Consider the following 12,207-nt stretch of genomic DNA (forward strand, 5'->3'; position numbering starts at 1 on the left):
CTCTTCTTGTTTCGCTATCCTAGGTATATGAGAAAGTGGAAAAAGTTATTATCTGAATGAAAATACACGATTGAAGTGGTGTAAAAAAAGAAAATAGAGGAGATTTTTATCCCCTCTCTTCCTCTTACCATTTTTGCTTTGTATCCATACTATTTATTTCCACCATACTTCTCCGATAATCTAGAAATATCCTCTTCTTCAATCCGTTTAAACAATAAATCTGGCACATCAAAAGAATGACTTTCTGATAGATATTCCAAATCAACTGCATCTTGAAATGGAATAAATTGATCATCTTCTGAAAGGTTTAAAGCTTGAAATACTTTTGCTGTTGTAAATGGAATAAGTGGGTTCGCAGCAATAGCAAAAATACGAATCAAGTTTATTGCTGTACGTAATACCATTCCGGCTTTTTCCGTATCTTGTTTGATTAAACTCCAAGGCGCTCTCTCATCCAGATAAAGATTCCCTTGAGTCCATAATTCTCTTAAAGTGAGTATAGCTTTGCGAAACTCTTGTTTTCGAAGTAACCCTGTGTATTCTTGGATCAATTGTTCACATTTATCTTGTAATTTTCTTTCTACTTCTCCTATTGATCCACCACTTGGTATGGTATTACCTAATTTAGATGAAGATAGTTTTAAAGTGCGATTGACAAAATTACCAAATGTACCAACTAAATCTTTGTTTATAACACTAGCAAATAATTCCCAAGTGAAGTCAGAATCAGCAGACTCAGGAGATTGGGCAATTAAGTAATACCTCCAATAATCTGCTGGCAGTTCTTCTAACGCTTGGTCCATAAATACACCACGTTTTTGACTCGTAGAAAATTTACCACCATAATAATTTAACCAGTTGAACCCTTTAATCTGTGTTGCTTGTGTCCATGGTTCTCTAGTGCCAAGGATAGTAGCAGGCCAAAATACAGTATGAAACGGGATATTATCCTTCGCCATAAACTGTGTATACACAACGTCATCTACGTTGTACCACCAGTCTTTCCAATTCCTCTCATAAGGCTTTTGATCAGACCATTCTTTTGTCGCTCCTACATATTCAATTGGTGCATCAAACCAAACATAAAATACTTTGTTCTCAAAACCTTCTTTTGGTACAGGTATTCCCCAATCGAGATCACGGGTAATACCACGTGATTGTAATCCTTCATTGATCCATTTCAACGCAATCGAAGATGTCAATCGAGGCCAATCGGGATGCGATTCGACCCATCTCTTTATTTCATCACTTAATTTATCCAATCGTAAAAAAAGATGCTTCGTTGACCGAATTTCAATTGCTCTACTACCAGACAATGCAGATCGTGGTTCCAATAATTCAGTTGGGTCTAACACAGAAGTACAGTTTTCACATTGGTCACCGCGAGCTGCTTCATAGCCACACTTCGGACATGTTCCTTCTACATAACGATCTGGCAAGAATCTTTTATCATCAAGTGAATAGACCTGTTGAATGTCCTTTTCCTCAATAAATCCATTTTTCTCTAGCTGTTTGTAGAAATGTTGCGTTAATTCATGATTCTGCTTAGAAGAACTTCTACCAAAATAATCAAATGCCAAGCCTAATTCTTCATATATTTCTGCTTGTACATCATGCATTTCTCTGCAATACGTTTCAATATCTTTTCCAGCTTTTAAAGCAGATAGTTCAGCAGGTGTTCCATGCTCATCTGTGGCACAAATAAATAGTACCTCTTCTCTTTCTTGACGTAAGAATCTTGCATATACATCAGCTGGTAATAGGGAGCCTGCAAGATTTCCTAAGTGTTTGATACCATTTATGTATGGGAGTGCACTTGTGATTAGGTATTTTGTCATAGGTTAACCTCCGAATCGATCATTACATTATTGACGAACCAAATTTGATTCATACTTCCTACCATTTTATCACTAATATTTTAGTAAGTTCATATACTTCCGATAATTTTTTATAATTAATTTATAGATAAGAAAAGCCCTCACTTAGGGCTTAGAATTATCAGGCAGAGTTACACGTAAATTTTTGGGAACATTTTCACTTAACTTATGACTTTCGCGATCATAAGGTCCACCTAATCCTTGATGTCCTGCACCTGTTACATACATAGCAACTTCATGTATTCCATCTATCCCTAGAATAGGTTCAACGAAACTTTCTTTAACTGCACCTGTTACAAATACCCCTAAATTCAATGCTGTGCCTGTAAGTAAGAAATTTTGTGCATAGTGCGCTGTTTCAAAATGCATTAAACGATAAACTCGACTACTTTTATATTTCCACATCAGTCTGTCCACGATACTTGTGTAAAAAACAGTTACTGATGCATCTAGAAAATAATCTTGTCCGTAGAGAGCTTCTTTTAAAAAAGGCTTTACTTCCTCTTCTTTAATTAAATTTAAGGCATGATGTTGCTGGCAATAATGATAAAAACCTTTTGACAAACCAATACATTCATTTATGACTGGATATAATTCTGTAGTATGTCTTCCACCTGGAGAAGGAGCAGTCTTTTTGGAAACCGTTCCGTAATACACTGTATCATTTGTAAATAGAACACCTGCTGTGAAAAATAATAAATCTGACAGCTCCTGTAATGTAATTGGTTCACCACTATAATTTCGGCAAGTTCTTCGTAATGTTAGTGCATCAACAAGTGTACTCTCTGAAAGGCGACTTGGCGTCGGGAGATCAATTTTAGAAAATGAACAATTACAAGAATATATTTCAGGAGAAGCAGGAGAATTCTGTTTAAAATTCTCAGCCAAAATAATTCTTTCTTCTAGATTTGTCTCGTAAGGAGCATCTTTACTATGAAGGTGTAAGAACCAAGAGGCTTCCCCCCAATCTTCCCATTTTCGTATAAATTGAGCGGTTTGTATGTTCTTGTTTTCTTTTTCTGAGACTAATATTCCAACACATATTAAGCTTTTGCAAATATCCTGTATTAGATTTTTAGTAGGAATAACATGGAGTTGATCCCATAGATTTGTACTATTATCAATAAAGGCATTAATGACAGATAATACTTTCCAATCTACTTTCACTTGACAACGTGACGAAGCAACATGTAATCGAGGAAAACCGTCTGTATAGGTTATAACTAAATCAGGTGCTAGTTTAAACCCTGTACTAGGTGAGATACCAATCATGATTATCCTCCCTTAATATAAAAAGACGCATTCCTCCCCGACCCAATCGGGGTCTCATGCGTAATAATATCAAGACTATTTATTCCTAATTACTGAACTATTTCATCGTTAGGATGCATCAATAACTTATCTTCGATCTGCACTTCAAATTTAAAATCTTCTTGATTTTCAAGGGTAATTTCTTCTATTTTTAGATTCATGACCTCACCCCCTCTTACTCTCTATGTATAATTTACCAATTTTCCATGTCTAATTCAATGAATTTTATTAATTTAATGAAAATAATAACAATTCCTCTCCTGCCAATAATTATCCTCGAAAACACATCCAAAATCTTTCAAAATCGAAAATGCCAATCATTCCATTCTACTCGATTGGCAAAAATGAACATAAAAAAGAACCCTAGCAATCTAGGATTCTAAAAACTTTATTGACCAGAATCAGCATCATCATCAGCAGGACCTGATCCAAAACATTTCATATTCTACACCCCCATAACTTTATAGAAATATCATAAAGCTTTTCTTTGTAATAGTGAAGATTCTCTAAATCGTTCGTCTTTGAATAACAACTACATAAACTAGCAATGATTTCGTGTAACTTGGAGTCCTGATCATGCTGTCGAGATAAATCCTCCGCTTGTTGATAAGAACGTATTGCCTCTTCATATAATTGTTGCCCTAAAAAACTTCTTCCTAAAACAATAAGCAAATTTATTTTCCTTGTAATCCGTCCCTCTTCATCGCTAATTTCCATTGCTTTCTCTAACATTTCTTTTGCTAGTAACCAATTGTTCAGTTCGAAAGAGACAAGCGCTAAGTTTTCATAAGCAGGAACAAGTAGATACTTTTTGGTTGGAGTAATCCTATCCTTTAACTCTAAAGCCTTTAGATAATATTTTTGTGCTTCTGAAAAATTTCCAATTGAAAAATATACATTACCACAGGTAATACGCAAACCTAATATACGATCATAGTTCTTATTTTTCAAAGCGATGCGCATACCTTGGCGGGAATACTCCAATGCTTTTTGTGGTTGATTTAATTGCCGTAATATAGCTCCATACATCATATTCATCTGAATCACAATATCCAGTGGAATATCATAAGGTTGATTGTTTTGTTTCAATACCTCAATTTCATGATCAAGCACCTTAACTGCTTCATAAGCAAGTTCAACTTTTTCTAATCGATTGAGGTAAATCACTCTATTTAATAGCAAATGATACAAATGTACTTTTCGTTCTCCATTTCTAACAAATATCTCTAAGCCCTTCTCTACACACTCCAATGCACGATTTATATCCCTTTGAAAATGAAAAACTCTGCTCATTTCATTTAAGCTTGCTGCTTGTAAATTAGAATTCTCCAACTCTGGAATTGAATTCACAAGTTCAATTGTTTTTTGAAAACAATCATGCGCATGATCCCATTGTTTTTCATAGTAGTAGTATACACCTTCAATATAACATTTCACTGGAACTACCATTGGAACATCAGAAATATCAAGTTGCTTCACCTGTTCTGCCGCTTCTTTTGGATCAATACCTACCATCTCCTCCAATTCATTTATAGCCGCTCGCACTTCTTGTTCATGTTTTTCTTTCTCTGTTATGAGTCCTAATAACTTCTCTAATATCCCTAACTTCTTCGCAAGGTAAATGTACTTCTCTGGATGAACATTGCGCACATTTAATTCAATATTCGAAATGGTGGATGCAGAGATAAACTCATCTGCCAGCTCTTCTTGGTTGATCTTCATTTCTTTGCGCATACTGCGAAATAAGTGACCAGTTTTGCCCCATTGAATCATATCGACTGCCATTTTTTCCAAATCCATCGATCGTTCCCCTTTTTGCCAATAGTGCAATTTTATTTGCCTAGTATTTCGATGAATGACAGCATTTTCCTGCTATATTTCGACAATTTGCCAAGCACACGACTGGAAAATATAAAAATTGAAAATATTTAATATTTGATTTATTATTTTTATAAAACAAGGCAAATAAGGAGGCTGTTCCATGAATTTGAAAATATCGCTAGATGGCAATTATCAAGAAGTGAATACCTTTGTGGAGCGGATGAAATTTTTGTTTCACCTGCCTGTCTACATACGTTCCAAGTTATCGATGAGCAGAGAAAGAAAGCGGGTGGAGTATGAGTTTGTGGATGTTGAAGTTCCAGTATTTGAACAGCAAAAAAATAAAACGATTTTCTTAAAATTGATGGACGGTAATACCATTGAGTTAATATTATCCGATGTAGAACAATTTGATCTGTCTGATCAGTGTACGGTAATCATCGGAAAATCTCCTTTTCTTCCAGAGCCATTATCCTTATCAAGTCCCCCTCCTTCGGAGGAGATCGGGTGGAAGCAATAAAGGCACTTGCTTGTCAGTTTATAAATACTTACAAGGAAGATTATCTTTTTCAGTTCATCACGGCAGACCCTTATGATCGAGGGAAATTGATCCAGATGATAAACGATAGTTTGCGGCAAAAAAAGACGAAAGTTCTGCTCACTGCTGAACATATCCACATCATCTCTTCTATTTTATTACAAAAAGACGAAGAAAAAATACTGGCGTTTCACTTTGAGTTATCCATGTGTATTTTGTTACTGCTGCTCAAACAGATGCAAATGCAACTTCAACATCTTGATGATCGATACGATGAAGAGGCTGAGTGAATAAAACTCAGCCTTTTCGTCGGACTATTCATTTTTTCTACTTGAAGCATACCGTTTCCTACACGGTATAATTTGCTGCCAGCAATGCTTCTCCATCTAAGGGTAAAAATCTTTTTATGTTTGCTTCCTTTTCTTTATCATCCACACAACAAATCCAAAGAGAACAATGACCAAGACGAACCAAAAGATACTTTTATGTAATAGTAAGGTATATTCTTTCCAATGCTCACCAAAGAAGATCCCTAGATTTACAAATACCATCACCCAAATGATACTCCCAGTCAAGGCATAGAGGAAGAAAGTTCCATAGGACCATCTGCTTATGCCAGCGTAGATCGCAGTCACTTGTCGTACTCCAGGAACAAAATAACCAAAAATAATGGTTCGTTTTCCAAAGCGTTCAAACCATCCTTCTACTTTTTCATATCTTTCCATCGTTAGCCCTATACGTTTTCCAAAGCGATGGAGAAACGGCAATCCTAAATACCGACCGACCGAGAAGCTGATGGTTACGCCAAACATACTTCCAGCAATAGCGGTTAGTATCGTCCAAATATAATGCAACTGATGAATTTTCACCAGATATCCCGATAAGGTCATCAAAAATTCATCTGGTACTGGAATTCCCAACAGACCAAACATCAATAATCCGAAAATACCTGTATAGCCATAGTGGCTGACAATATGTAGAATCCGTCCCATCCTATCTTTCCTCCTCCCCTCAGGATTACCGTTTTACATTCAAATGATCCTACATCTTATAAAAATGGATTGAATACGTTTGCTAAACAACAAATATAAATAACATTTTACCTATTAAATCCTGTTCATAAACGGCACGCGGCGGTGCCAACTATTGTTGACACCGCCGCTCAGCCCTCTATACACATAAGATTCATCCCGCAATTCTCATACGATTATGAGGGCAGTGATCGATACAGTTCTCACAGAACTGCCCACAACGAAACAACTTGGAGTGAGCAAAGGAACTGCATTTCTGACCAAATGTTGACACGTGAGAACAGGGGTGGTGTTCATGGCAATAGTTTTCTCTCTTTACCAATGACCATTGCTCCCCCATTCCCATTACAGGGAGTGGAATAACATGCTCGCTATTCTCCTGCATCTCTCTCGGAATGCACTGAAGCTGACACTGCTTCCCAGTTGGTGCCGTATGGACACACCTGTATAGCTTAGTCAGGAGACCTTCATACCAAGAGGGATTTGAGTCATAAACTTCCCATCTCGGATAAGCACCACTGTTCACCATTCGATAGAAGGTCTGCTTGTACTCCAAATGAACCCTAAGCCAAATGTCAGCAGGAATAATCCGTTTGCGAGTCCAATTTCTTGCTATCGATACAAGTGACGCAGCATCTACCAATACTCCGTAAACTTCAGCATATGGTCGAATCTCCTGTACAAGACGAAGAATTGCTTCCCGTTGTCCACGATTCGGACCAGCATCAGTGATGACGACAATTCCGGGTTTGGAGAGAACTTCCCTGAGTTTATCTAGCGCATACCCCATAGTGGGATCTACTTCTTCTTCAGGAACTTCTCCTCCCCAGTCTCCGTCCCCAAGAAACTCATCAGGGTCAACCTCATGAAGTTTCACCCGTGGAAAACGAATCAAAACTGCATTCGAACTTCTGTAATCCTCGGGAAGGACTTGAAGATTCGGCAAATCCACCCGGAGTTGATCTACCAGAAAACTTTTCCCAGCGCCACATTCACCTGTTAGCAGGATTACAGCATCTTCATTAAGCAAGTCCAGCAATAGTTCTGGTGAGCTAATTAGTGAAAGCTCCCTCTGATCCCGCAAAATTTGCAGTTCTTCGTATCGTTTATTGGAACAATATTCCACTTCTCTCAATATTTGAGTGATTTCCTCTGAAGATGAATCAGGTGAGGAAAACTTTACTCCCAATTCTCTTGCTCTCAGCCTCATGACTGTGACAACAAAATGACGAGCATTAATTTCACCAACACTGAATGGAGGTTTCGTCACAAGACCATAACCATATGGCTTCCTAAAGACAATCGGAACAAAACCAGACTTGAAGAAGTTACTCATGTGGACACTCTCTTGCATTCTACAATAGCGATCCAACAAATATTCGATTCCTGTCTGGCGAATATCAGCCAGATCTTCCTCGGTGGCAATTCTCCTCTTCATCTTCCCTCTTTCTATCTGAAGACGATTAACTAACTTAATTATAAATTAACCCCGAAATCGTTTAAACATCCTTTTACAACTTCCAACAAATATACACTAGATAATACAAGAAAAGCTGAGTAGAAACTCAGCATCTTTCTTGATCTTTTTTACTCTTTAAGCGATAAGGCATTGTGACAACTACAATGCCCTTTTTCACAGATAATACGACCCGAATAATGATCGCTGTCTGATTATGTAACAAACGCTGCCACCAACGACCAGGAATAAACTCAGGAATGAGAACGGTCAACTGGCGTTTTGACTCTTTTACTTGAAGATGTTCCAAAAAACGAAGCATTGGTCCCATTATACTGCGATATCGTGACTTTGTTACGATTAAAGGAATACCAGGATTCCACTCTTCCCAGCGTTCTTCTAACTTCTTTGCACTTTCATCATCAAAAGCGATATAAAAAGCGATGACATGGGAACTGATCATTTTCGCATATGCAATAGAGGATTGAACTACTCGATTTACCCCACTGATAGGAAGAACAACTAGGTGGTCTGTTGGCGGCTCACACTTTAGATTTTCATCAAATCTCAGTTGATCTGCCACCATCTCATAGTGCTTTCGAATCTTATAGAATATAAAGATAAACAAAGGAATAACAACAATCACAACCCAAGCACCTTCAGAAAACTTGGTGACTGCAAAGATTATGAGGACAATAAAAGAAACTACGCAGCCTAATGCGTTAATCGTTAACTTCAGTTGCCACCCTTTTGGTTTGAGTTTTAACCAGCGTTTAACCATTCCCAATTGCGCCAGAGTAAAAGATAAAAATACTCCAATAGCATACAGCGGAATCAATCGATCAATGTCCCCTTGGAATACAACAATTAGAAAGATTGCTGCGAAGGCAACGGTAATAATTCCATTAGAAAAGTTTAACCGATCTCCTCTAGCAGAGAAAAAACGTGGCATAAATTTATCTTTAGCCATGATTGAGGAGAGCAAAGGGAATCCAGAGAAACTAGTATTAGCAGCAAGAATCAAAATAAGGGCAGTCGTTGCTTGAATATAATAATAAGGCAACGTTCTACCGAAGGTATGCTCCGCAATCTGCGACAATACCGTTTCTGTTTCTTTTGGAGTGATATGGTACAAAAAGGCTAATAAACTCGTTCCTGCAAATAAAACTCCTAACAAAATACCCAGCATGGATAACGTTTTAGCCGCATTTACCGTTTCTGGTTTCCGAAAGGTCGGAGTAGCATTCGAAATTGCTTCTACTCCTGTTAACGCCGTACACCCTGAAGAAAAAGCACGAAGCAACAAAAACCAAGTCAAACCTTCTGGGATTTTCTCATGAACAGGCGGCACATCACTTGGCAATCCATGGAAAGCTATTCCAAATAACCCTACTGCAACAAGGACAATAATCCCCAATATGAATAAATAAGTCGGAAACGAGAAAATCGTCCCAGATTCCCGCAACCCGCGAAGATTCAGTACCATAATGATAAAGACAAAAACTACCGATATAATGGTTGCATGTTTATGTAATGCTGGAAAAGCAGAAGTAAGAGCAGCTGTACCTGCCGTAATACTCACTGCTATCGTAAGCGTGTAATCAATTAACAAGGAAGCACCTGCAACCAATCCAGACTGCCATCCTAAATTATCCGTTGAAACGATATAGGCTCCGCCACCATCTGGATAACTGGCAATGATTTGTCGATAGGAGATGATCAAAAGCGCTAATAAAAATATGATCGCTGCCGTAATCGGCAAAGAATACCAAAGCGCAAATAGTCCCAATGGAGCGAGCACTGTAAGTAATTGTTCGGTTCCATATGCAAGCGAAGACAAAGCATCCGAAGATAATATAGGAAGCGCTTTCCATTTTGGAATTTTTTCTTCTGTCAATTGTTCGGTTCGTAGTGGACGTCCGATGATGAGTCGTTTAACAAAACCTAACATGTTCATTCGAACCCCTTTTCGGGTAGATATGTATTAGTATTTCGAGTTTCCCTTTATTCATAGGAGGTATCATTTTCCTATCTGGAAATACAATAAAATCTATCTTAACCCATTTCAAAATGAAAATCTATATAAAAATATAAAAAAATAACTTAATATTTATCAATTGGCAATGTACCACTGTAATTCAAAAAAGAAAACAGCCTTTGATTTTAACAAAGACTGTTTTCTTGATCTATCTATAGAAAATGATTATATTCGAGCCCAGACACCCAAATAACCCAAGTGTCTGGTTCCCCCCAAATTACAATTTTGGTAAAAGGGGGGAGGTTGATGGTTTCTCTGGGTTGGCGACCCAGCATCAACGCCCTGGACGGGACTCTGAAACTGAGTCAGCCGCGAAGGATGAGAGAATTGCCGATCCAATCACCCAACAACGCCGTAATCGGTGGCCACCGAACAAGACATCCCCTTTGATTTCCTGTCTACAAGAAACCAAAGGCGGGGTCCTGAATCGGTTAAGGTGAAAGGATGTCTCATCAACTTCAACAGAAGAAAACCAACTGAATTTAGAGTATCATCACTTTTCAGCATTGTCAATATAGTATGAAAACCATAATAAATAGCTAATCCGAACAGATCATCGGATTAGCTTTTTGTAAGAAATATATAAGTCCCATTTTTAACATTAAAGCAGTAAAGTATAAGTAACTGCGCTTATGTTTATCCCACTCATTGGGCACTCTCTTTTACAAGCGCAACGACCAGTTCTGCTGCTTTTACTAACTCCGGAATGGACATCCGTTCGTTAGTCGTATGAATATTTTCGTACCCAATACTGAGATTAACAGTTGGAATACCATATCCTGCGATCACATTGGCATCACTGCCACCACCACTAACACCTAAGTGTGGGGTACGGCCTACTTTTTTGACACCTGCTATCGCCTTTTGGACAACAAGGTCATCTGCCGAAAAAGAGTAACCAGGATACAGTGATTTTGTTTCTACTTCCGCTGTTGCACCCATTTGTTTGGCTGTCAGTTCAAAAGCCATGACCATTTCTTCCACTTGATGAACCAATTTTTTCTCGTTTCTACTTCTGGCTTCGGCAAAAATTTTCACATATTCTGGTACGACATTTGTCGCGATTCCACCTTGGAACATGCCTATATTTGCTGTCGTTTCTGCATCGATTCTCCCTAACTTCATACGGGAAATCGCTTGGCTTGCTACTTGGATTGCACTGATGCCGGATTCCGGACTGGAACCTGCATGAGCAGCTTTCCCGTGAATGGCTGCTTCGATTTTTACTTGAGCTGGTGCAGAAGTGATAATTTCTCCTACTTGCCCACCTGCATCAAAAGCAAATCCATACTCTGCTTCCATTAACGATTTATCTAAATGACGAGCTCCCACTAAACCTGACTCTTCTCCAACTGTAAAGACAAATTGTAAGTTTCCATGAGGAATATTCCATTCTCGTAAGATTCGAATCCCCTCTATAATAGCAGCGATGCCAGCTTTATCATCACTACCCAATACAGTTGTCCCATCTGTCACGATATAATCTCCGAGTATGGAGGGTTTTACCCTCTTGCCTGGCGCAACGGTATCCATGTGTGAAGTGAAGTAGATCGTTGGAGCATCTGCAATACTGCCTGTATACGTAGCAATTAAATTTCCTGCACCATGTTTCGTAAACCTAGCAGATTCATCTTCTACAACATCTAACCCCAAAGAAGAAAGTTTCTCCTTCAAGAAATCACAAATTTTTCGTTCGTTCCCCGATTCACTGTCTATTTGCACCAACCGCATAAATTCGTCGATCAACCGATTTTTATTTACCACCGTACTGTATGCTACCTTTTAATGCAGGATCAATTTTTCCGTTCTTTTCCCCATGATCCTACATTTTTCCTCTTTCGACGTGTCGCTATTAAAGAGCGTTTGGTGTAACACTCCAGAGGCGTTAATTCCGACAAGTCCTGCCGTATTGTACCTATTCCTACTAGTCAAAATAGGTACATGTAGCTCTCCTTTCTTCTTTTGTCTGCTACGACACCAATAACATAGCTTTGCTTTCCATTTTTTATAGATAAAATCACGTTTCGTTGTCCCCCGATCGAATAGACCATGTTTTCGCAAATACGAATATGCTCCTTTTGTAGAGGAGGAGATTTGCTCAGATTAGAACGGACAGGTATAGTAATTTATATGTT

At 38.3% G+C, this 12,207-nt stretch carries 10 protein-coding genes; 2 read left to right on the top strand and 8 right to left on the bottom strand.

Annotation, left to right across the window (positions count from 1 at the left end; genetic code table 11):
- Nucleotides 1-149: 149 nt before the first annotated feature.
- From metG to AC5WOE_RS05425, 3 genes are all read right to left on the bottom strand, one after another.
- Complete coding sequence (gene metG, locus AC5WOE_RS05415; protein WP_496049725.1) at nucleotides 150-1,838, bottom strand: methionine--tRNA ligase; 1,689 nt, start codon at nucleotides 1,836-1,838, stop codon at nucleotides 150-152.
- 144 nt (nucleotides 1,839-1,982) lie between these two features.
- On the bottom strand, nucleotides 1,983-3,149 hold the full coding sequence (locus AC5WOE_RS05420; RefSeq protein WP_496052100.1) for a SagB/ThcOx family dehydrogenase: 1,167 nt from the start codon (nucleotides 3,147-3,149) through the stop codon (nucleotides 1,983-1,985).
- A gap of 477 nt (nucleotides 3,150-3,626) precedes the next feature.
- On the bottom strand, nucleotides 3,627-4,988 hold the full coding sequence (locus tag AC5WOE_RS05425) for a tetratricopeptide repeat protein (RefSeq protein ID WP_496052101.1): 1,362 nt from the start codon (nucleotides 4,986-4,988) through the stop codon (nucleotides 3,627-3,629).
- Between the two features lie 181 nt (nucleotides 4,989-5,169).
- On the opposite strand from AC5WOE_RS05425, the gene AC5WOE_RS05430 reads away from it, so the two are divergent.
- A complete protein-coding gene (locus AC5WOE_RS05430) occupies nucleotides 5,170-5,529 on the top strand; it encodes a hypothetical protein (RefSeq protein WP_496052102.1) in 360 nt (119 codons plus the stop codon).
- On the top strand, nucleotides 5,517-5,837 hold the full coding sequence (locus tag AC5WOE_RS05435) for a hypothetical protein (RefSeq protein ID WP_496052103.1): 321 nt from the start codon (nucleotides 5,517-5,519) through the stop codon (nucleotides 5,835-5,837). Before AC5WOE_RS05430 ends, AC5WOE_RS05435 begins: the two co-directional genes overlap by 13 nt.
- 114 nt (nucleotides 5,838-5,951) lie before the next feature.
- On the opposite strand, the gene AC5WOE_RS05440 is transcribed toward AC5WOE_RS05435, so the two are convergent.
- The 5 genes from AC5WOE_RS05440 to AC5WOE_RS05460 all read right to left on the bottom strand — a co-directional run bounded on the left by AC5WOE_RS05440 (nucleotide 5,952) and on the right by AC5WOE_RS05460 (nucleotide 12,133).
- Complete coding sequence (locus tag AC5WOE_RS05440) at nucleotides 5,952-6,539, bottom strand: DedA family protein (RefSeq protein WP_496052104.1); 588 nt, start codon at nucleotides 6,537-6,539, stop codon at nucleotides 5,952-5,954.
- A 193-nt stretch (nucleotides 6,540-6,732) separates the two neighbouring features.
- The gene (locus AC5WOE_RS05445; RefSeq protein WP_496052105.1) at nucleotides 6,733-8,016 is read right to left on the bottom strand and encodes a hypothetical protein; all 1,284 of its coding nucleotides are present in this window, start codon (nucleotides 8,014-8,016) and stop codon (nucleotides 6,733-6,735) included.
- Between the two features lie 127 nt (nucleotides 8,017-8,143).
- Nucleotides 8,144-9,985, bottom strand: coding sequence for an APC family permease (locus AC5WOE_RS05450; protein ID WP_496049718.1), 1,842 nt, complete (start codon nucleotides 9,983-9,985; stop codon nucleotides 8,144-8,146).
- A gap of 732 nt (nucleotides 9,986-10,717) precedes the next feature.
- The gene (locus AC5WOE_RS05455) at nucleotides 10,718-11,836 is read right to left on the bottom strand and encodes a M20/M25/M40 family metallo-hydrolase (RefSeq protein ID WP_496049717.1); all 1,119 of its coding nucleotides are present in this window, start codon (nucleotides 11,834-11,836) and stop codon (nucleotides 10,718-10,720) included.
- An 18-nt stretch (nucleotides 11,837-11,854) separates the two neighbouring features.
- Entirely contained in the window at nucleotides 11,855-12,133 is a 279-nt protein-coding gene (locus AC5WOE_RS05460; protein WP_496049716.1) for a hypothetical protein, read from the bottom strand.
- Nucleotides 12,134-12,207: the final 74 nt, after the last annotated feature.

It is taken from the genome of Shimazuella sp. NTD248 (assembly GCF_059510395.1).

Coding starts and splice junctions, on each gene's coding strand:
- metG (WP_496049725.1), bottom strand. CDS start 1,838: ATGACAAAATACCTAATCACAAGTGCACTCCCATACATAAATGGTATC.
- AC5WOE_RS05440 (WP_496052104.1), bottom strand. CDS start 6,539: ATGGGACGGATTCTACATATTGTCAGCCACTATGGCTATACAGGTATT.
- AC5WOE_RS05425 (WP_496052101.1), bottom strand. CDS start 4,988: ATGGATTTGGAAAAAATGGCAGTCGATATGATTCAATGGGGCAAAACT.
- AC5WOE_RS05450 (WP_496049718.1), bottom strand. CDS start 9,985: ATGTTAGGTTTTGTTAAACGACTCATCATCGGACGTCCACTACGAACC.
- AC5WOE_RS05430 (WP_496052102.1), top strand. CDS start 5,170: ATGAATTTGAAAATATCGCTAGATGGCAATTATCAAGAAGTGAATACC.
- AC5WOE_RS05420 (WP_496052100.1), bottom strand. CDS start 3,149: ATGATTGGTATCTCACCTAGTACAGGGTTTAAACTAGCACCTGATTTA.
- AC5WOE_RS05445 (WP_496052105.1), bottom strand. CDS start 8,016: ATGAAGAGGAGAATTGCCACCGAGGAAGATCTGGCTGATATTCGCCAG.